The organism is Streptomyces sp. NBC_00663 (genome assembly GCF_036226885.1).
Taxonomy (GTDB): domain Bacteria; phylum Actinomycetota; class Actinomycetes; order Streptomycetales; family Streptomycetaceae; genus Streptomyces.
Map to the genome: position 1 here is coordinate 3,775,685 of NZ_CP109027.1, position 20,467 is coordinate 3,796,151.

The 20,467-nt window shown below is 69.4% G+C and carries 17 protein-coding genes and 1 riboswitch; of the genes, 8 read left to right on the forward strand and 9 right to left on the reverse strand.

What is annotated here, in order from left to right; all coding sequences use genetic code 11:
- Positions 1 to 40: 40 nt before the first annotated feature.
- Positions 41 to 457 (reverse strand): cobalamin B12-binding domain-containing protein, encoded by a 417-nt coding sequence (locus tag OG866_RS17035; RefSeq protein WP_329335620.1) that lies wholly within the window; start codon positions 455 to 457, stop codon positions 41 to 43.
- A gap of 413 nt (positions 458 to 870) precedes the next feature.
- Between OG866_RS17035 and OG866_RS17040 the strand changes: the two genes are divergently transcribed.
- On the forward strand, positions 871 to 1,740 hold the full coding sequence (locus tag OG866_RS17040; RefSeq protein ID WP_329335621.1) for a lipase family alpha/beta hydrolase: 870 nt from the start codon (positions 871 to 873) through the stop codon (positions 1,738 to 1,740).
- Between the two features lie 225 nt (positions 1,741 to 1,965).
- On the forward strand, positions 1,966 to 3,420 hold the full coding sequence (locus tag OG866_RS17045) for a M23 family metallopeptidase (RefSeq protein ID WP_329335623.1): 1,455 nt from the start codon (positions 1,966 to 1,968) through the stop codon (positions 3,418 to 3,420).
- A gap of 84 nt (positions 3,421 to 3,504) precedes the next feature.
- On the opposite strand, the gene pcrA is transcribed toward OG866_RS17045, so the two are convergent.
- Positions 3,505 to 5,994: a DNA helicase PcrA gene (pcrA, locus tag OG866_RS17050; protein ID WP_329335625.1), complete on the reverse strand. Its 2,490-nt coding sequence runs from the start codon at positions 5,992 to 5,994 to the stop codon at positions 3,505 to 3,507.
- A 240-nt stretch (positions 5,995 to 6,234) separates the two neighbouring features.
- A riboswitch (cyclic di-AMP (ydaO/yuaA leader) is annotated at positions 6,235 to 6,405 on the forward strand.
- 8 nt (positions 6,406 to 6,413) lie between these two features.
- Between pcrA and OG866_RS17055 the strand changes: the two genes are divergently transcribed.
- On the forward strand, positions 6,414 to 7,568 hold the full coding sequence (locus OG866_RS17055; protein ID WP_329335627.1) for a C40 family peptidase: 1,155 nt from the start codon (positions 6,414 to 6,416) through the stop codon (positions 7,566 to 7,568).
- Positions 7,569 to 7,574: 6 nt separating this feature from the next.
- Here OG866_RS17055 and OG866_RS17060 read toward each other — a convergent pair whose 3' ends face one another.
- Entirely contained in the window at positions 7,575 to 8,168 is a 594-nt protein-coding gene (locus OG866_RS17060) for a hypothetical protein (protein ID WP_329335628.1), read from the reverse strand.
- Between the two features lie 134 nt (positions 8,169 to 8,302).
- Here OG866_RS17060 and OG866_RS17065 point away from each other — a divergent pair, with 134 nt between their 5' ends.
- Positions 8,303 to 9,295, forward strand: a complete 993-nt coding sequence (locus OG866_RS17065) for a tellurite resistance/C4-dicarboxylate transporter family protein (protein WP_329335630.1) — start codon at positions 8,303 to 8,305, stop codon at positions 9,293 to 9,295.
- Here the strand turns inward: OG866_RS17065 and OG866_RS17070 are convergent.
- Entirely contained in the window at positions 9,273 to 9,626 is a 354-nt protein-coding gene (locus OG866_RS17070) for a hypothetical protein (protein WP_329335631.1), read from the reverse strand. The two genes, OG866_RS17065 and OG866_RS17070, sit on opposite strands and share 23 nt — an antisense overlap.
- Before the next feature lie 490 nt (positions 9,627 to 10,116).
- Between OG866_RS17070 and OG866_RS17075 the strand changes: the two genes are divergently transcribed.
- The 3 genes from OG866_RS17075 (at position 10,117) to OG866_RS17085 (ending at position 15,738) form a co-directional block, all read left to right on the forward strand.
- Positions 10,117 to 11,175, forward strand: a complete 1,059-nt coding sequence (locus OG866_RS17075; protein ID WP_329335633.1) for a C40 family peptidase — start codon at positions 10,117 to 10,119, stop codon at positions 11,173 to 11,175.
- Positions 11,176 to 11,245: 70 nt separating this feature from the next.
- A complete protein-coding gene (locus OG866_RS17080; RefSeq protein ID WP_329335635.1) occupies positions 11,246 to 12,961 on the forward strand; it encodes a DUF4062 domain-containing protein in 1,716 nt (571 codons plus the stop codon).
- Entirely contained in the window at positions 12,958 to 15,738 is a 2,781-nt protein-coding gene (locus OG866_RS17085) for an nSTAND1 domain-containing NTPase (RefSeq protein WP_329335637.1), read from the forward strand. Before OG866_RS17080 ends, OG866_RS17085 begins: the two co-directional genes overlap by 4 nt.
- On the opposite strand, the gene OG866_RS17090 is transcribed toward OG866_RS17085, so the two are convergent.
- The 3 genes from OG866_RS17090 to OG866_RS17100 form a co-directional block, all read right to left on the reverse strand.
- Positions 15,728 to 16,564: a hypothetical protein gene (locus OG866_RS17090; RefSeq protein WP_329335639.1), complete on the reverse strand. Its 837-nt coding sequence runs from the start codon at positions 16,562 to 16,564 to the stop codon at positions 15,728 to 15,730. The genes OG866_RS17085 and OG866_RS17090 overlap by 11 nt on opposite strands.
- 288 nt (positions 16,565 to 16,852) lie before the next feature.
- Complete coding sequence (locus tag OG866_RS17095; RefSeq protein ID WP_329335641.1) at positions 16,853 to 17,041, reverse strand: DUF397 domain-containing protein; 189 nt, start codon at positions 17,039 to 17,041, stop codon at positions 16,853 to 16,855.
- The gene (locus OG866_RS17100; RefSeq protein ID WP_329335644.1) at positions 17,038 to 17,835 is read right to left on the reverse strand and encodes a helix-turn-helix domain-containing protein; all 798 of its coding nucleotides are present in this window, start codon (positions 17,833 to 17,835) and stop codon (positions 17,038 to 17,040) included. Before OG866_RS17100 ends, OG866_RS17095 begins: the two co-directional genes overlap by 4 nt.
- A 143-nt stretch (positions 17,836 to 17,978) precedes the next feature.
- Here OG866_RS17100 and OG866_RS17105 point away from each other — a divergent pair, with 143 nt between their 5' ends.
- Positions 17,979 to 18,494, forward strand: coding sequence for an ATP-binding protein (locus OG866_RS17105; protein ID WP_329335645.1), 516 nt, complete (start codon positions 17,979 to 17,981; stop codon positions 18,492 to 18,494).
- Here the strand turns inward: OG866_RS17105 and OG866_RS17110 are convergent.
- Together OG866_RS17110 and OG866_RS17115 are read right to left on the reverse strand one after the other, a co-directional pair.
- Positions 18,385 to 19,086 (reverse strand): response regulator transcription factor, encoded by a 702-nt coding sequence (locus OG866_RS17110; protein ID WP_329335647.1) that lies wholly within the window; start codon positions 19,084 to 19,086, stop codon positions 18,385 to 18,387. The genes OG866_RS17105 and OG866_RS17110 overlap by 110 nt on opposite strands.
- Positions 19,086 to 20,414, reverse strand: coding sequence for an ATP-binding protein (locus OG866_RS17115; protein WP_329335649.1), 1,329 nt, complete (start codon positions 20,412 to 20,414; stop codon positions 19,086 to 19,088). The genes OG866_RS17110 and OG866_RS17115 overlap by 1 nt, the downstream gene beginning before the upstream one ends.
- Positions 20,415 to 20,467 lie beyond the last annotated feature (53 nt).

Here is a 20,467-nt window from a genome sequence, read left to right on the forward strand (position 1 = left end):
GGTGCCACGCCCCCGCGGCCCCGTGCCGGTCGTCGACGTCCTATGCCCCCGCCGACTCCCGCACGTTCTCCCTGACCCACTCCACGATCGACTGGGTGGTCGCGCCGGGCGTGAAGATCTCCGCCACGCCCTTCTCCTTCAGCGGTGCGATGTCCGCCTCGGGGATGATGCCGCCGCCGAAGACGAGGATGTCCTGCGCCTCGCGCTCCTTGAGCAGCTCGATCACGGCCGCGAAGAGAGTGTTGTGGGCGCCCGAGAGAATGGACAGGCCGATCGCGTCGGCGTCCTCCTGGATCGCGGTGTCGACGATCTGCTCGGGAGTCTGGTGGAGGCCGGTGTAGATGACCTCCATACCGGCGTCGCGCAGCGCCCGCGCGATCACCTTCGCCCCGCGATCGTGGCCGTCGAGCCCCGGCTTCGCCACCACCACGCGGATCGGACCGGCTGCCACACCCATCACTGCCTCCATGAAGCGCCTTCGGCAACCTCACACCACAGTGTGCGAGGAAGTGAACGAACGTTATCTCCAGCATCCCGCAACCGGCAGTTTCGCGGTGCGGACCGAGGGGGAAATCACACGGTGGGACACGTCAGCCGCGCACCGTTCCAAGTCTTTGCGGCACCCGGGCCGCAGCACCCTGCGGCCCCCGTACCGCAGCGGGAGCAAGCGCAACGGGAGCCGCAACGAGGTCTCCGTACCACCGCGCCGCGGGCCGCGCGCCGTGGCGGTGCGGTGTGCCGACGGCGGGACGAAGGGCACGCAGGGCCGACCAGGCGTCCGCATGCCCCGCCGCCCGCCGCGAGCCCGGCTTCCCACGAGGGCACACGGGGGACAGAGGCGTCCTCCAGCGTGCCGACAGGAGGTCGGCCATGAAGGTCACCCGGGCAGTGCAGCCCCTTCTTCCGCTCTGTCAGCGCCTGCTCCCGGGCAGACTGGCGGGCCTGTCCGTGGCGCTGCTGAAGGCCACCGCCCTGGAGCTGGCGATCCTCGCGGGGCACCTCCTCCTCTACCCCTCCGGTGTCACCCAGGAGCGCCGGTCGCCGGCCGCGCCGCTCCCCGCGCCCCGTGACGGCACCGCACAGCTGCCGACCGAGACCAGGCCGCCGGTCGTCCTGCTGCACGGCTTCATCGACAACCGCTCGGTCTTCGTCCTGCTGCGCCGCAACCTCGCCCAGCACGGGCACCGGCCCATCGAGTCGCTCAACTACTCCCCGCTGACCTGCGACATCCGCGTCGCGGCCGAGCTGCTCGGCCGGCACATAGAGGAGATCTGCGAGCGCACCGGCAGCAGTCAGGTCGACGTCGTCGGACACAGCCTGGGCGGTCTGATCGCCCGCTACTACGTGCAGCGCCTCGGCGGTGACCTCCGGGTCCGCACCCTGGTCACCCTCGGCACCCCGCACTCGGGCACCCGGGTGGTCCCGCTGGCCGACGCCCATCCGATCGTGCGGCAGATGCGCCCCGGCTCCGCGGTGCTCGAGGAGCTGAGCCGGCCCGCGCCGGGCTGCCGTACGCACTTCGTGAGTTTCTGGAGCGACCTCGACCATCTGATGGACCCGTTGGAGACCGCCTGTATCGACCATCCCGATCTGCTGGCGCAGAACGTCCAGGTGAGCGGGATCGGGCATCTCGCTCTGCCCGTGCACCCGGCCGTCGCGACGGGGATACGACAGGCGCTCGACGCCACGCGGACGGGTGCCACGGCCGACGCCGACACCGGGGGCCTCACAGTGGCGTGACAGCCGCAGGACAGCCGTCCGACATCGAACAATCTTCGAACACAAAGCCAAAGTCGCGCCCACAGTCCCCCGAAACACGGCCGAATGCCCGTTTCCTTCGGGCGCGAAACCTGCCGAAGATTGTCGTGCCCGCATACCGCCGGGTACAGTCACCGCACTGCTCTGGCAGCCCCTGTTGTCGAGGCGAAAGAGAAGTTGGTGAACGACCCGTACACGTCGGGGACCATGACCACCCCGACTCCGGCTTCTGACGCTTCGTCGGCGCACTATGCGTCGTACGGCACGCAGGATGCCCAGTACGGCGACTTCGCGAGCTACACCTACGACACGGGCGCGCAGGCCACCGCCGCCCACTTCGACACCGACCCCCTGTTCGGCAGTCTCCCCGGTGACAACACCGGGTCGTACGACGCCAATCAGTGGGCCACGGGCAGTCAGCAGACCCTGAACTACGACCAGTACGCGGCCCAGCACCACGCCGCCTACGACACGGGCGCGTACGACACGACGGGCTGGACCGGCGAGCATCAGCAGCTCTCCGCGATCCCGCCGCAGGCCGGCGCGGTGGACGCGAGTGGTCAGTGGGACGCCAACGCCTGGCTCCAGCCCGACCGGTCGGCGGGCGGGGCCGACCAGACCCAGCACTGGGAATGGGGCACGCAGGCCTTCGACACCGGGGCGTACGACGCCACCCAGTGGAACTCCGACAGCGGGGACACCGCTCAGCCCCACGCGGAGCCGGTCGACCACGGATCGACGGCGATGTTCGAGCAGGTCTCCTACGAGGAACCGGCCGAGCACGACGCCGAGTTGAGCGCCACCGGCGAGCTGCCCGCCCTCTCCGAAGCCGACGGCCCCGAGGGCACAGCCGCCCCGCTCCTCGACGACCAGGAAGACCCCACCCCTGCCCCGGGCTCCCGCATGGCCGCCCGTAACGCGGGCCGCTCCCGCCGCCGTCCGCCCGCCAAGCGCTCCGCGCTGATGAAGATCGCCGTGCCGTCCGCGTGCGTCATGGGTGTCACCGGGATCGCCGCCGCCTCCGTGGGCGGCCTGAGCGACGACAAGAACACCTCGGCGAGCGCGTCCGACGCCACGGCCAAGTCCGTCAAGCCGTCCGCCGCGAACAACAAGCTCGACACCCAACTGGAGTCCCTCTCCGCGGGCGCCGACGACTTCGCCGACCGGGCCAGCCGTACGCAGGAGCGCATCGACCTCAAGGCCCAGCAGGTGGCCGAGAAGAAGAAGGCGGCGGAGGAGGCGGCCCGCAAGGAGCGGCTGCGCCCCAAGTTCGCCCTCCCGGTCGCCCAGCACGGCCTCAGCGCCTACTACGGTCAGGCCGGCGTCAACTGGATGTCCGTGCACACGGGCATCGACTTCCCGGTCTCGTACGGCACGACGGTGATGTCCGCGACCGACGGCACCGTGCGCACGCAGTGGAACAGCGCCTACGGCAACATGATGATCGTGACCGCGATGGACGGCACCGAGACGTGGTACTGCCACCTCTCCAGCTACCGCGTCGCCTCCGGTACGACGGTCAAGGCCGGCGACCCGATCGCGTACTCCGGCAACTCCGGCAACTCGACCGGCCCGCACCTGCACTTCGAGGTGCGCCCGGCGGGCGGCTCGGCGATCGACCCGCTGCCGTGGCTGAGAAGCCACGGCTTGGACCCGACGTAAGCATCGCGCCCCGTAAGGGGCGCGGGGAACCGCGCGACCAGCCCCCACCGGCCCGCAGCCGAACAACCGCCCCCCGACGGAGCGCTACAGCTTCTCCACCGGCGCATACCGCAGCAGCAACCGCTTCGGCTTGGCCTCGCCGAAGTCGATCGTCGCCTCCGTGTTCGCACCCGTGCCCTTCACCGCCATGACCGTGCCGAGCCCGAACTGGTCGTGGGTGACCCGGTCTCCGACGGCGAGCGAGACGACCGGCTTGTCCGAGGCGCGGCTCGTGGCGAAGCCGGACGCGCCCCGCGCAGAGGAGCGGGAGCGGGAGGACGACAGCGAGGACGCGACACCCGAGACCGGGCCCGCGGGAGCGGCGGTGGCGCCCGTGCGCTTCCACTCCACGTGCTGCTCCGGGATCTCCGACAGGAAGCGCGAGGGCGGGTTGTACGACGGCTGCCCCCACGCGCTGCGCAGTGAGGAGCGGGTCAGATAGAGCCGTTCCCGCGCGCGCGTGATGCCGACGTACGCCAGGCGCCGCTCCTCCTCCAGTTCCTTGGTCTGGCCGAGGGAGCGCATGTGCGGGAAGACGCCGTCCTCCATACCGGTGAGGAAGACGACCGGGAACTCAAGTCCCTTGGCGGTGTGGAGAGTCATCAGGGTGATGACGCCGGAGCCGTCCTCGTCCTCGTCGGGGATCTGGTCGGAGTCGGCGACGAGCGCGACGCGCTCCAGGAAGGCGGCGAGCCCGGGGGACTCCTCGCCCTCCGCCGTCTCCTGCTCGAACTCCAGGGCCACGGCGGCGAGTTCCTGGAGGTTCTCGATCCGGGTCTCGTCCTGCGGGTCGGTGGAGGCCTGCAACTCGGCGAGATAGCCGGTGCGTTCGAGCACCGCCTCCAGGACGGTCGCCGGTCCCGCGCCGGAGTCGACGATCGTACGGAGCTCCTCCATCAGCACGTTGAACCGCTTCACGGCGTTGGTCGACCGCGCGGCCATGCCGTACGCCTCGTCGACGCGCTTGAGCGCCTGCGGGAAGCTGATCTTCTCCCGCTGCGAGAGGGCGTCGATCATCGCCTCGGCGCGCTCGCCGATGCCGCGCTTGGGGACGTTGAGGATCCGGCGCAGCGGCACCGAGTCCTCGGGGTTGGCGAGGACACGGAGGTAGGCCAGGACGTCCCGGACCTCCTTGCGCTCGTAGAAGCGGACGCCGCCGACGACCTTGTAGGGCAGGCCGACGCGGATGAAGATCTCCTCGAAGACTCGGGACTGGGCGTTGGTGCGGTAGAAGACGGCGACATCGCCGGCCTTCGCATCGCCCGCGTCCGTCAGTCGGTCTATCTCCTCGGCGACGAACTGGGCCTCGTCGTGCTCGGTGTCCGCGACGTACCCGGTGATGCGCGCGCCGGCGCCCGCGTTGGTCCACAGGTTCTTGGGGCGACGGGACTCGTTGCGCTCGATGACCGCGTTGGCGGCGGAGAGGATCGTCTGGGTGGAGCGGTAGTTCTGCTCCAGCAGGATCGTCGTCGCGGTCGGGTAGTCCTCCTCGAACTGGAGGATGTTGCGGATCGTCGCACCCCGGAAGGCGTAGATCGACTGGTCGGCGTCACCGACGACGCAGAGCTCGGCGGGCGGGACGTCGAACTCGTTGGGGGGTACGTCGACCGGGTGCTCGCTCGTCCCGACCAGTTCACGCACCAGTGCGTACTGGGCGTGGTTGGTGTCCTGGTACTCGTCGACCAGGACGTGCCGGAAGCGGCGGCGGTAGTGCTCGGAGACGTCCGGGAAGGCGCGCAGCAGGTTGACCGTCGTCATGATCAGGTCGTCGAAGTCGAGGGCGTTGGCCTCGCGCAGCCGCGACTGGTACATGGCGTAGGCCTGGGCGAGGGTCTTCTCGAAGCCGTCGGTGGCCTGGGCGGCGAAGTCCTCCTCGTCGATCAGCTCGTTCTTGAGGTTGCTGATCTTGGCGCTGAAGGACTTGGGCGGGAAGCGCTTGGGGTCGAGGTCCAGGTCACGGCAGACGAGGGCCATGAGGCGCTTGGAGTCGGCGGCGTCGTAGATCGAGAACGACGAGGTGAAGCCGAGCTTCTTGGATTCCCTCCGCAGGATCCGCACGCACGCGCTGTGGAAGGTCATGACCCACATCGCGTTGGCGCGCGGGCCGACGAGCTGCTCGACACGCTCCTTCATCTCACCGGCGGCCTTGTTGGTGAAGGTGATCGCGAGGATCTGGCCCGGGTGCACGTTGCGCTCGGCCAGCAGGTAGGCGATGCGGTGGGTGAGCACACGCGTCTTGCCGGAGCCGGCGCCGGCCACGATGAGCAGCGGGGTGTCGGAGTGGACGACGGCCGCCCGCTGGTTCTCGTTGAGCCCCTCGATCAGCGCCGCCGCGTCCAGGGCGGGGCGCGGGGCGCCGTCGCGGTAGTACCCGTCCCGGTCCGGGGGCACGTCGAACTTCCCGCCGAACAGATCGTCCGGAACGTGGTCCGGTTCCGGTCCGTGCTCGTCCTCGGGCGGCGGCGGGGGTTCCTCCTCGTGCCCCTGGGGGGCCTGGAGGTTCGCCAGGAAGCTGTCGTCAAAGAGGCCTGTCATCGCTCTCCGAGTCTAGGGCTCCCCACTGACACCCCGCCGCCGCCCCGAGAAGTCGGGCCCTCTCACCCTCCAGGACTGCTCCGTCACGTTCCGTGAGAAACCGAATGATCAGCCCCCTTGCCCACCCAAGGTCACAAAAATGTATCGGGCCTATCGGACATCAACCTTCACAGGGGCCACACCAGTTGGCTACCGTGCCGGGCAGGCCGTACGACCCCCACCGGCGAACGTCGCCGGGCCGCGCGGCCTCCGCTGAGTCCGGTGCGCCGCCATGGCAGCCGGAGCCGGGGACCCACACCGACCTTGGGGTGAATCGGCCCGACTCCCTCCCGGGAGCGGCCGTAGGGCACACCTTCCGAACCACCCGCCCGAACCCGACAGCTAACTCGGTAGGCGGAACATGGAAGGAGTCGCCTCCCTTGGCGTCGCACGCAAAGCCGCGTCCTGCGGGAACGCGCGTAGCAGGCATACGCACCCCCGCGCTCGCAACGGCCGCCCTCACCTCCGTGGCCCTGCTCTCCCAGACGGCCACCGCCGCACCCTCGACCGACGACAAGCCGAGCCTGGAGGAAGTCGAGAAGAAGGTCGACGACCTCTACCGGCAGGCGGAGTCGGCGACCGAGAAGTACAACTCGGCGAAGGAGAAGACCGCCAAGCAGCGCGCGGACGTCGACACCCTCCTCGACGACGTCGCCAAGCGCACCGAGAAGCTCAACGAGGCCCGTGAGGAGCTCGGATCCTTCGCCGCGGCCCAGTACCGCACCGGCGCCTCCGCGCCCGACACCGCGACCTTCCTGCTCGCGGACACCCCGCAGGACTACTTCGACCAGACGCAGCTGATGGGCCGCATGACGGACCGTCAGAAGGGCGCGGTCGACGACTACATCAGCGCGCAGTCCGCGACGATGAAGAAGCGCCAGGAGGCCACCAAGAGCCTTGAGACGCTCACCGAGTCGCAGGGCGACCTGAAGACCGCCAAGGCGACCGTCCAGCGCAAGCTCTCCGCCGCGCGCGAGCTGCTGTCGCAGCTGACCGCCGAGGAGAAGGCGCGGCTCGCGGCGATCGAGAAGAAGAAGCAGGAGGAGGCCGCCCGCAAGGCCGCGGAGCTGGCCGAACAGCAGAAGGCCGCCGAGCAGAAGGCGGCGGAGGAAGCGGCGGCGGCCGAGAAGGCGGGGAGCAGCTCGTCCTCGGAGACCTCCACGGACTCCTCCTACGCCACGAAGGCCGACAAGACGCTCGCCTTCGCCCGCTCCCAGATCGGCAAGCCGTACGTCTGGGGCGCCACCGGCCCCGACTCCTACGACTGCTCCGGCCTCACCCAGGCCGCCTGGAACGCCGCCGGCATCTCCCTCCCCCGCACCACCTACGACCAGGTCAACTTCGGCACCACGGTCCCCCTCGCCAACGCCCAGCCCGGCGACCTCGTCTTCTTCTACGACGATGTCAGCCCCGTCGGCATCTACATCGGCAACGGCATGATGATCCACGCGCCGAAGCCGGGGGCGTACGTCCGCGAGGAGTCGATCTACTACGACGGCGAGTCGGCGATCCACAGTGTGGTCCGCCCGGCCTGACGCAGGTCAGTGACCTCCGCGGTTCTCTACGCAGGGCCCCGCCCCGGGCTGGGGCTCGGCGTAGACACCGTGCACCTCGGTGGTCAGCTCGTCCTTCGTCACCCGCCCCGACACGCACGCGAGGCCGGTGTAGACGGCGTAGAACCCGTTCCCGACGAAGACCCCGTGTTCCGGTCCGCAGCCGAGGCGCTGGAGCGCCGCCTCGACGCGCTCGTCCCCGTAGACCCCGTACGCCCCCGCCCCGCCTGCCGCCCGGACCTTCTCCAGCTCCTTGCGGATGAGCCCGGCCGAGGCCAGTCCACTGGCCTCGCGTTCGGCGCTGAGGGACGCCTGCATGCGGTACGCGTGGTTGTCGGCGTAGTTGGGGGGCTGGTCTCCGGCTCCCTCGCCCCGTGAGGCGGTCGCGCTCGGCACGGGTGAGGAGGACGCGGGCGGGGGCGTCTCGGCGGCCTGGGCGCACTTGGGCGGGGGCGGGTAGGAGGGCGTGGGCGTCGGTGCGCCCACGGACTGCTCCCCGGCTCGTTCGCTTCCACAGGCGGCCAGGGCGAGCACCGCGAGGGAGGCGAGGGCGGCCAGGACGACTGATCGTCGGTAGGACATGTGCCGCAGTCTCCCCACCCCCCTCCCCTCCTGTCATGAGCGCAACTACTCAGCTGCCCTCACCCCGCGCGTTTTTCTCCCCCACGCGCGCGTGCCCCGCTCTCAACCCCCACCCCGCTCCATAGCATCACCCCATGCCCGATACACCCCATACCTCCCCCCTCCGCACCTGGTGGGCGCAGCGGCCGCCCGCCGCGGGCTCCGCGGTGATGGCGACCGGCATCCTGTCGATCGGTCTCCATCTGACGGGGTACGAGGTGGTGTCCCGTATCGCGCTGGCGCTGGCGAGCGTGGCCTGGGTGGCGCTGGCCGCCGACTTCGTCGTACGACTGCTGTGGCAACGGTCGCGGTGGGTGACGGAGGCGGAGACGCCGGGTGCGCTCACGGCCGTCGCGGCGACCACGGTGCTCGGCACCCGCTTCTCCGCGCTCGGCTGGCAGACCCTCGCCGAGGCGCTGCTCGCGCTGTCGACGCTGCTGTGGCCGGTACTGATCGTGCTGGTGGTGGGGCACTGGAAGCGGAGGATGCCCGGGGCGGTGTTCCTGGCCTGTGTCGCCACGCAGGGACTGGCCGTGCTCGGCGCGACGCTGGCCGGGGCGCTGCCCACGGCGTGGCTCGCGCGGGCGGCGCTGGTGCTGTTCTGGCTGGGCCTGGTGGCCTACGGCCTGGCCCTGGCCCGCTTCGATCTGCGCCAGGTGACGCAGGGTGCCGGGGACCACTGGGTGGCCGGCGGGGCGATGGCCATCTCGGCGCTGGCGGGCTCGAAGCTGATCGCGGCCGACAGCGCGCGCCTGTATCTGTGGAACGACGACGACCGCGGCGTCCTGCGCGCCGTGACCCTCGCTCTGCTCGTCCTCGACCTGTCCTGGTACGTCGTTCTGCTGATCGCCGAGATCGGGTGGCGGCGCCCGCGCTACGACGTGCGCCGCTGGGCGACCGTGTTCCCGATGGGGATGACGGCGGTGGCGACGCTGTCCGTCGCCGCCGCCCTGGAGGTGTCCTGGCTGAAGACGCCCGGCGAGGTGCTGCTGTGGATCGCCGTGGCGGTGTGGCTGGCGGTCGCGGTGGGAGCCGTCGTGGCGGCCCGCGTCGGCGTCGGCGCCCTCAGCTCCACAGCGTGGCGATGAGGATGTTCACGACGACAAGTGCGGGAACCGCGCTGAACAGCGCCTTGTCCACCCGCTCCTCGTCCCGCTTCACATAGACGAGGCCGAGGATCACGACGAGCACGGCCAGCTTCACAGCGAGTTTGACGCTGTTGAGGGACTGGTCGTCCGCTTTGTTGAGGGCGACCAGGAGCACGCCGGTACCCAGCATGGCCAGCGCGCCACGCAGCATCAGCGGGCTGAAACGGGCGGTCCCCTGGTTCATCGCCTTCACCTGGGTGAGGTAGCCGCCGAGCAGCACGACTATGCCGACGAAGTGCAGTACGAGGAAGACAGAGATGAGTACGTCCATGGGCCCGGAGCCTATTTCAGGCCCCCTTGAGTAACCCTGGACCGCCCCGTCACTCACCCCTGACGGGCTTGCATATATGCGCCATAGCACTCGGCGACCCACCCATATCGGGAAATCCGCACTTCGGTCATCACCCCGCGCGAAGTCGGCGGCGAGGCAACGGGCTCGTGGTCGTATCCGGTCACCCGTCAGCCGCCTGGGAGCAGTTCCGCGCAACCCGTTACCCCCACGACACACACAGGTTTAGCGTCCTCCACCAGGTGACCGGCTCCCCACCGCCGCCCGGGCCAGGGGCGGCAGTCGATCACCACCGCCGAGAAGGTCCGGCGGCGGCCCGCTCCCCCTGTGCGGGCCGCCGCCGGACGCGTAAACCGCCCCGGGCGGTCGTACGACGCTCCCCCTGGCGTCGGCACGGCCGGTGACGGCCCGGGGCGGCCACCACCGGGCCTCTCCGGTCGAGGCGGTCGTACGAAAGGACGTGCAAGTCCACGTGGCAGCGCACCGCAAGCCCAGACAGCACTCGGTCGGCGGCAACACGGCCCGTACGGCGGCGACGATCGCCCTCGCGGGCGCGGCGACCGCAACGGGTTTCGACGGGATCGGGCACGCCGAGCCGAACCTGACACCGGCTCAGGTGAAGGCGAAGGTGGACCAGCTGTACCAGGAGGCGGAGGTCGCCACCGAGAAGTACAACGGCGCGAAGGAGAAGGCGGACGCGGCCGAGGAACGCCTGAAGACCCTGCGCGACGAGGCGGCCCGCAAGACGGACAAGCTCAACTCGGCGCGGGACGCGCTGGGTTCGATGGCGGCGGCACAGTACCGCGAGGGCGGGCTGGACCCGTCCCTCCAACTGGCTCTGTCCTCCGACCCCGACCACTACCTGGACAGCGCGGAGTTCGTGGACCGCGCCGGCACACGGCAGGCGGCGTCGGTGGCGAGCGTGCGCAAGCAACTGCGCGAGATCGAACAACTCCGAGGCGCCGCCCACATCGAACTGGCCTCCCTCAAGACCCGCCAGGCCGAGCTGAAGCGGCACAAGAAGACAATCACCGGGAAGCTGGACGCGGCACGCCGCCTACTGGCCCAACTCCCGTCGGAGGAACGCGCGACGGACACCCAGCACGCGTCGCGGGATTCGGGAACCGGCAGCGCCCGGGACACCCTGACCCCCACCACGGGTTCCACCGCCCAGGCCACCAACTCCCGCGCCGCGGCAGCCGTTTCCTACGCCTACACCAAGCTCGGCAGCCCCTACGTCTGGGGCGCCACCGGCCCCGACGCCTTCGACTGCTCCGGCCTCACCCAGGCCGCCTACCGCTCCGCGGGCATCTCCCTCCCGCGCACCACCTACGCCCAGATCGACGCGGGCCGCCGCGTCTCCCGCTCCGAACTCCAGCCGGGCGACCTCGTCTTCTTCTACTCCGCCATCTCCCACGTCGGCATCTACATCGGCAACGGCCAGATGATCCACGCACCGAATCCGACGGCGCCGGTACGGATCGCACCCATTGACGAGATGCCGTTCGCGGGGGCGACGCGGGTGGTGTGACCAAGGGGGTCTCCCTGGGGCTTTGCCGCCGGTACCTTGTTCCCACCGTGTAAGGAGCGAGGTACGCAGGGTGAAGGTCTATCTGTCCTCAACGGTGTCCGACCTGAAGAAGTACCGGGCGGCGGTACTGGACAAGCTGCGCAAGCTTCCGATGGGCGTGGTCGCCATGGAGGACTACACGGCCTTCGACGACCGCCCTCTGGAGAAATGCCTGGCGGATGTGGAGAGTTGCGATGTCTACATCGGACTCTTCGCCTTCCGCTATGGCTTCGTCCCCGAGGTCGGCCCGCAGAACCCGGACGGGCGGTCGATCACCGAGCTGGAGTACCGCAAGGCCGGTGAGGCGGGCCGCAAGCGGCTGATCTTCCTGGTCAAGGACGGCGCCGCGTGGCCGATGGACCACGTCGACGCCGTGACCGACCCCGGCGAGCACGGGGCCGTGGGCATCAGGCGCCTGCGCGACGAACTGAAGAAGGATCACGGTGTCGGCTGGTTCACCAACCCCGACGGGCTCGCCGCGGAGGTGGTCTCGGCGGTCGCGGCCGACCTGCAACTGCCGCCGGGCGCCGCAGCCCCGCCGAGGCCCGTCGCGGAGCCCCCGCACCCCCGGAAGCTGGTCAACGACCTCCATCTGCTGCACGCCCCCAAGGACCGCGAGACAGCGGCCCAGTTGGCTTCGGCGGTCGGGGCCATGTGGAACGTCACCACGTCCTCCACCGCCCTCCTCAGCTCCACACCCCAGGAGATGCTCGCCCTGGACCGTGCCGTGACCGCGTCCCGCACGGTCGGCCTCCTGTTGTCCCCGCCCCTGGCGACCATGCTCGGTGAGAACCCCGAGCGCACCCGCCGCATCCTGGGCCTGGCCCGGGCCCGCACCGCGCACCCCCTGCTCGGCATCGCCGCACCGGGCTCGAACACCGAGTCGGCCACAGCCGACGCCGGGCGCTGGGGCATCACCGAGATACTCGCCGAGTCCGCGACTCGCACGCTGCCGAACCGACTGCACGAAGCCCTCCTGCAAACCGTCGGACTCCAACGCCCCGACCACGAGATAGGCCTGCCGGTCGTGGTGGTGGCCATGACCGGTGCGGAGGCGGACGACCTGCTCGGTACGGCGTCCGGGCAGGTGAGGGACATCATCGAGGGGTTCGGCCTGCCTGAGGCGTCGATCCGCGCCCGGTACGGCACGACACGGGCGGACTGGAAGCCGTTCGGCGCCGAGAGCAGAACCATCACCCACGTCCTGGAGACCGCGGTGTCCGGAGTGAACGACCCCGATCTGCTCCTGCGCGGCAGAAAGATCAGACTCCAGCAGTACCTCTTCGACGACCTGCTCTCCTACGACCTCGCCCACTCACTCGTCTTCCAGGACATGTCCCGCAATGGCTGCCTGGTGGTCGCGGACGAACTCTCCCTGCTCCACCACCACTTGGAGGAGGCCTTCCGCGCTTCTCCGCTCTACGAAGGCCCCCAGGTCTCCTTCATCACCCTCTCGCCCGGCGACCCCGCCGCCGGCACCCCGCACGAGCTCATCCGCCGTGTCCTGGCCGAGCGCCTCCACCACACCCACCACCGCTTCGGCGACGCGCTCGACCCCCTCTGCGAGATGAACGTAGCCAGCAGGCGCCACCTCGACCGCTGGCTCCGCGCCAGCCTCCCCCAGACGCTGGATGCCTACCGCAACGCCCGGCCGAGCGCCGACAAGGCCCGGCGCCTGGAAGCGGAACTCGGCATCCGCCCCTCCGGCGCCATGGCCCAGCTCGTCACGGAAGGCGGAGCGCCGTGATCGTCACGTTCTACTCCTACAAAGGCGGCGTCGGCCGCTCCATGGCCCTCGCCAACATCGCGGACCAGCTGGCGAGAAGCGGCATGCGGGTGCTGATGGTCGACTTCGACCTGGAGGCACCGGGCCTGGAGCACTTCTTCCCGATCGAGCACGAACGGGTGCGGGGCCGGGAAGGCCTGCTGGACCTGCTCCTGGCCTTCAAGTACGCGATGTCCGTGGCCTCTTCGGGGACCGACGAGGGCGAGGAGGACGCCTACCGCGACCTCGACCGCTACATCTCCACGATCTACCCGCCCCGCTCGGACGGCGGCTGCCTGGACCTGATTCCGGCGGGCCTGCGCCTGTCGGACGACCAGATCGCGCGCTATGGCGCGGAGTTGCGGCGCTTCGACTGGCAGGACTTTTACTACGTCTGGTCGGGCGAGCTGTTCTTCGAGTGGTTCCGCAGGACGTGCGCGGACCGGTACGACATCGTCCTGGTGGACAGCCGCACGGGCGTGACGGAACTCGGCGGCGTCTGCGCGTACCAACTGGCGGACGTGATCGTGGCGTTGTGCGCGCCCAACCTCCAGAACCTGGAGGGCACGGCATGGATGGTCCGCCACTTCCTCTCCCCCCAGGTCAAGGCGGTACGCGACGATCGCCCCCTGGAGGTTCTGGTGGTCCCGGCGCGGGTGGACCAGCAGGACTCAGAGCTCCTGGAACTCTTCGCCGAACGCTTCGAGGACACCTTCGGCCGCTTCACGCCGGATGCGCTGGAACAGGCACACCTCAGCTTCTGGGACCTCCAAGTGCCCTACGTGCCCGCGTACGCCTTCGAGGAGCAGGTCATCACCGATCCGGGGCGGGCAGAGGAACGCCGGGCGCTGGTACGGGCGTACGACAGCCTGCGGAACGCGATCGCACTGCTGGCGCCGGAGCGGAACGCGGTTGCGGCGTTGCGTGCGGAGGCCGCCGGCGGAGGGCGGGGCGCGGGCGGAGTCGAGCCGGTCGAGACGCGGTACGACCCGACGACGCGGTTCTCTTCACCGGACGTCTTCGTCTCATACAGCGTCACCGACCAAGAAGCGGCCGATCAGATCCGCGAACTGCTGGGCGGCCGAGGGAGACTCCGGGTCGCCGAGACAGCGATGGGCGAGCGGTGGGACATCCCAGGAGCCAAGGTCAGCCTGTTCCTGGTCGGCTCAACGGGTCGGCTGAGCGATTGGCAGCAGACCCAGGTGGACGTACTGACCGCCACAAGTGAGACACGTCTGCTGCCGGTACTCCTGCCCGGCTCCGACATTCTCCCGGAGGTACTGCGTAGCTACACCTTTCTCGATCTCAGGGGAGGGCTGGACGAGGATCGACTGCTGGAGGCCGTCCGAGCAGGTCTGCAACAGTCGATTCGGAAGACCAAGCCGTCGCGCTACGACGATCCGATCCCGTATCCCGGGTTCTCGCCCTTCTCGGAAGCTGACGCGCCGCTGTTCTTCGGGCGGGACGTCCTGGTGCACAAAGTCTTGACGACCCTGGATCAGCGCGGCACTTGCGCGGTCATCGGCGATTCGGCGAGCGGCAAGACAAGTTTGGTGAACGCCGGCGTACTCCCGGCTCTCCGCGCAGGGGCGCTGTCGGGCAGCGAACTCTGGCCGATCGTCCACGTCGACGATGACGGCCGTGTCCCGGCGGTGGAGGAAGCGCTGCGCTCGCTGACGAGCCTTCCGCGACGCTCCCGCAAGGTGGTCGTCGTCTTCGACCCGCCCGAGTGGATGTCCGACAACGCTCGCGACGCCGCACTGCGAGAGCTCATCGACACGCCTGATCCGGTGGTTCTCCCCCTGGTCGTCCTACGTTCCGACCGCGCCGCGTCCCTTCCCTCACACCACTGCGTCGAACTCACCCCCATGTCCTCCGACGAACTGCGGCAGACGGTGGAATCGCCGGCGCGAGCCGTGGGCCTCCACCTGGAACCGGGCCTCGCCGACCGCCTGCTGAACGACGTGGGCGACGAGCCGGGAGCCCTGCCGTTCCTACAGTTCACTCTCCGTAACCTGTGGCTGCGCAGGAGGGACGGCTATCTCACCCATCAGGCGTACGTGGAGACCGGCGGCTTGAAGGAAAGCCTGGCAGTTACCGCTGAGGGATGGTTCGACTCGATCGACTCGTCTGGCAAGAGGCAGGCGCGCGAGCTCCTGTTGCGCCTCGTCACTGCCGGTTCCGATGGCATGCCGCAGAGGCGAGCAGTCCCCATGACAGCCATCGCAGCAATGGGAGCCGCCGACATCTGCGAACAACTGCTGGTGTACCGGCTGTTGGTCACCTCCTACGACACCCCGACCACCCGCGTACAGCTCGCCCACTCCGCTTTCGTGTTTGCGTGGCCGCGGTTCTTTGAGTGGTACGCGGAGGCTGGTTCAGTACTCGACCTACGCTGGAGGTTGTCTGAAGCCGCCGAGGACTGGAGGGACTCCGGACATGCTTCTAAAGAGCTGCTGGACGCATGGAGCCTGAATGCCGTTGAGGAAACCCCGATCAGAGAAAAGCTGACGCTCACGGACCTCGAACAGAGCTATCTGGCAGCGTCACAAACCGACATCAGGCGGAAACGCTGGATGCGAATGCTGAGCTACATCCTCGTGATCGCTGCCGCGTTCGGCTTCCCCCGCGTGATCGACGGAACGAGTATCGACGGAGCAATCTGGCCACCTGTTCTCGCGGGGTTTGTCGCAGCCGCTGTAGTCTCGCTGGTGAGATGGCTCTCGAACCGACGCGAACGCCGCTTCCTCACCCCCTGAGAGCAGCCCGCATCTCCTCCACCCGCGCCCGCACCTGATGGATCTGCGTCTGGGTCGGCATCGGCTCCGCCCCTCTGTCCCGGCCGCTGCATCCCCGGCACAGACCTCCGGGCAGCGCCTCGGGCCGTCCCGGCACACGGCAGTCGGTGCACTCCATCATGCTGCGGGGTCGCGGGCTCGGTGCGGCAACGGGGCGGTCGGGTGGCAGTTTGTCGGTGAGGCGGCGCCGTACGAAGGCGCGAGGTGAGTGCACCTGTTCCGGGAGCCCTGCGGTGAGCACCTGAGAAAGCTGGTCCGGCGACATGCCTCGGGCGAGCCATTCACCGGCCAGCTCTTCGAGCGCGGTGCAGTCGGCGGCGGACAGGGCGAGGCGCGGGTCGCGGAGCCCGAGGCGGGCGAGGACGTCGTACGCCTCGGACGGTCGTACGACGTCCTCGGAGACCTCCGGTGCCGCGGGCTCAGCGGCCTCGGGCGTCACGTCACCTTCGAGCGTCCCGGCCCACCATTCGTCGTCACGTGCGGTACGTGACCAGAACGTGTGGAACACCCACCGCGTGCCGGTCTCGCCCTCAGCGGGAGGGATACGACGCCGTACGCGCCGCAGATGCCCGGCGCGCCCGAGTTCGTTGAGCGCCGAGCGCACTGCCTGCTGCCCGTAAAGAGGCTGGGCCTTGGCGAGGGTCTTGGCGTCCATCGCCGCGTTCTCGGGGAGTTGGTCGATGAGGCTCGCGAGATAGGCCTCGCGGGGTGGGAGGTTCTGGAAGTCGTCGGGCTTCGGCCGCTGTTGGTCGGGGGCGGAGCGTTTGCCGTAGCCGGGCTTGGCCATGGGATGGGCTGCGGGCGCGGGCAGGGCAGCGTTAGAGTTTTCGTAAGCCACAGGATCGCCTCACGATCTTGAGGGTGAGACCCCGGCGGGTGTTGGTAGCACCCGACCGGGGTTGTTTGTTGTCGCGAACGCTAGAGGTTCGCGACTGCGCGTCGCAAGCCGATCACGAAAAGTCATCTCGGCTGGTGCGCGGGCGAGTTGGACGCGGGGAGGGCGGGAGGGTGGGTGGATTCTTTCCGCCCATTCCTTGAAAGAGGGGCTCGGATCTCGACGCCCGAAGCCCGGAGCTCAGGCCTCGCGGGAGGCGTACGCGATGAAGGCGGCCCAGGCGTCTGCGGGAACGTCGAAGCAAGGGGCTTGGGGGCCGAGCTTCGAGTCCCGGACGTGGGTGGTGTGGGGGTGGAGGGCGACTTCGAGGCACTCACCGCCCTGGGAGTCGCTGTAGCTGGACTTGAACCACTCGAGATCGCTACTCATAGCTCCTCCTCCACCTTCCTGATGAACGCCGCAGACTCCTCAACTCCGTATGCCTGCATGCGGATCATGCCATGCGCCTGCGCCAGGTTGCTGACCTTGTGGACATCAGCATGGAGCGCACTCGTCTCCGGGCTCTCAACGTATGCGAAGTGCTCGCGATCGGCTGTCTCCAGCAGCACGAACGAGCCGTTGAGAGCGAGGCCCCCACATGTTCCGAAGGGCAGTACCTGGATGGACACGTTACGCAGGGCGCCAACCTCCACCAGATGAAGCAGTTGCTCTCGCATGACCTCCGGCCCACCAACTCCCGTACGCAGCGCGGCTTCATGAATCACGAACCCGTACACGGTCCCGGTCCGGCGCGTCAGCGCCTCCTGCCTCTTCAGCCGCCCTCGAACCCGCTCCTCGACGGTCTCGTCATCCAGCGGTGGACAACTGTCGCCGATCAACGCCCGCGCATAACCCTCCGTCTGTAGCAGGCCGGAAATCAGACCCAGCGCATAGTGATGGACGGCGATCGCCTCGGCCTCCAACTCCATGTACTCCTGCGACCGCGCAGGAAACGGCTCCGGCTTCAGGAACTCATGGCCCGCCAGCAACTTCCCCCGCGCCCCGCACATCTGGTCCGCGACCTGCAACAACCGCAGCGTCGGCCGTCGGCGCCCGCACTCCATCGACTTGACGTACTCGTAGTCGTACCCGGCCTCTTCGGCGAGGGCCTGCCGACCTACCCCCGCCTCCTCGCGCCACAGCTTGACCTGCCCGCCACAGTACCGCCAGTTCGGCTGAGTCATCGTTCGCGCCCACCCGTCTCCCGCCGACACCCCGTGTACACGCACCCTCTGTACACACTCCGCCACTCCCCGAGGTTACGCGTCAACCACCAGCCTGATCACGGCAAATGACGGAGAAGCACCCGCACGGAAGAGACGCGCGCATGTCCGAGGAAGCAGTCGAGTGGCAACTGCCCCGCCACCCCCGCAGCGTGGGCCGGTCCCGCGCCCGGCTCCGTGAGCAGGCCGCCGACTGGAAACTCCCGGAGGACGTCACAGACACAGCTGTGCTGCTGCTCAGCGAGCTGATGACCAACGCCTACCGGCACGCCCACGTCTCCCCCGGCCGCGAGATCCGGACGCGTTACGCGCTGGAGGACGACGGTCGCCGGCTTCGCGTCTCGGTGACGGACGCGAGTGACACGATGCCGACCTTCCGGAACCCGTCTCCGGAGGACGAGTCGGGGCGCGGCCTGATTCTGCTCACCCTGCTCGCCGACACATGGGGGACGGCACCCCGACGGGATGGAGTCGGCAAGACCGTCTGGTTCTCGCTGGACCTCGACGGGATTACACCAGCCGTCGCGCCGTCGCCCACCGCGTCAGCTCATGGCGGTTCGACAGCTGCAACTTCCGTAGTACCGCCGACACATGGGACTCCACCGTCTTCACGGAGATGAAGAGCTGCTTGGCGATCTCCTTGTAGGCGTAGCCGCGGGCGATCAGTCGCAGTACCTCGCGCTCGCGCTGGGTGAGGCGGTCGAGGTCCTCGTCCACCGGGGGCGCGTCCGTCGAGGCGAAGGCGTCCAGGACGAAGCCCGCCAGCCTCGGGGAGAACACCGCGTCGCCGTCCTGGACACGGAAGATGGAGTCGACCAGGTCCGTGCCGGTGATGGTCTTCGTGACGTAGCCCCGCGCGCCGCCTCGGATCACGCCGATGACGTCCTCCGCCGCGTCCGAGACCGACAGGGCCAGGAAGCGAACCGGCTGCTCCGCGGCCGCCATCAACGGGGCGCAGCGGCGCAGGACTTCGACTCCGCCGCCGCCCGGGAGGTGGACATCGAGGAGGACCACCTCGGGTCGGGTCGCGGTGATGACCGTGACCGCCTGGTCGACGTCGGCGGCCTCGCCCACGACCTCCACGCCGGTCTGCTCGGTCTGGCCGATCTCGGCCTGAACTCCCGTACGGAACATACGGTGGTCGTCGACGAGGACCACTCGCACCCGGCGCTCGCCCGTCACAGTGTCGTTCGCCTCGGTCGGGTCGCTCATCACGTGTTCTCCGCCCTCTCCATCTCCAGTTCGACCTCCGTGCCGCCGTCCGGCACCGCGCGCAGGCGGGCCGTGCCGCCGTGGCGTTCCATACGGCCGATGATCGATTCTCTGACACCCATGCGGTCGGCGGGTATGGAATCCGGGTCGAAGCCGGGACCACGGTCCCGGACCGACACGAAGACCGTCTTTCCCTCGACCTCGGCGTAGACCTGCACCGCGCCGCCCTCGCCACCGTACTTGGCGGCGTTCACCATCGCCTCGCGCGCGGCCTGCATCTGTGCCCCGATCCGCTCGTCGAGCGGGCAGTCGCCGACGATGACGACCTCCAGGGGGACGCCGTGCTTGTCCTCGACCTCTGCCGCGTTGCGCCGCACCGCCTCGGCGAGGGTGTCGGGTTCGTCGGCCTCGTCCTTGCCGGTGCCCTCGGGTTTGTACAGCCAGGTGCGCAGGTCGCGCTCCTGTGCCCGGGCGAGGCGGCGCACCTCGTTCGCGTTCTCCGCGTTGCGCTGGATCAGGGTCAGGGTGTGCAGCACGGAGTCGTGGACGTGGGCGGCGACCTCGGCGCGCTCCTGGGCGCGGATGCGCATCAGGCGCTCCTCGGAGAGGTCCTGGGTCATGCGCACGAGATAGGGGCCGGCGAGCAGCGTGATGCCGACCAGGACCGCGAGGGCGGCCTGGAGGACCGAGCCGAGGTGGGCGGCCGAGCCCTGCATGACGAAGATGCCGGACGCGCCTGCCGTGACGAGCAGGACACCGCCCGCGGCGCGCAGCAGGCTGAGGGTCCGCCTGCGGCGGCCCACCTCGGCCCAGCGAGCCCTGCGGGCGTTGTCCGCCTGCCGCCAGACCAGGGCCACGCCGGCGCCGACGAGGACGGCGGGCCAGAGATAGGCCTTGGCGCCGGTGCCCACGTTGACATTGCCCACGAAGACCATGGCCACCACGACCATGAGGAGCAGGGCGACGATCTGGCCCTTGTCCGGTCTGCGGGCGACGAGGCGGCGGCGGCCGTCGGGCGAGGTCTCGGTGGTGACGAAGGACGGGGGTTTCTGCCCGCTCACGCCACCGACGCCGAGCGGCACGAAGAACCAGAACGCGGCGTACAACAGGGCGCCCAGGCCGTCCGCCATGAACAGACCGGCGAAGACGAGCCGCACCCAGATCACGGGCAGCCCGAGATGCCCGGCGAGCCCCCGCGCCACCCCCCCGAGCCAGCGTCCGTCACTGCTGCGGTAGAGCTTGCGCGGCGGCCGCGGTTCTACGAGTGGCGCTGCTGCGGCTGCATCCGGCATGCCATCGATGTTCACACGACGCGACGGCCGGAGCATCAGGGTCGGCCCCCTAGACTCCCCTGATCTTCGAAGCCCGCGGAAACGATCTT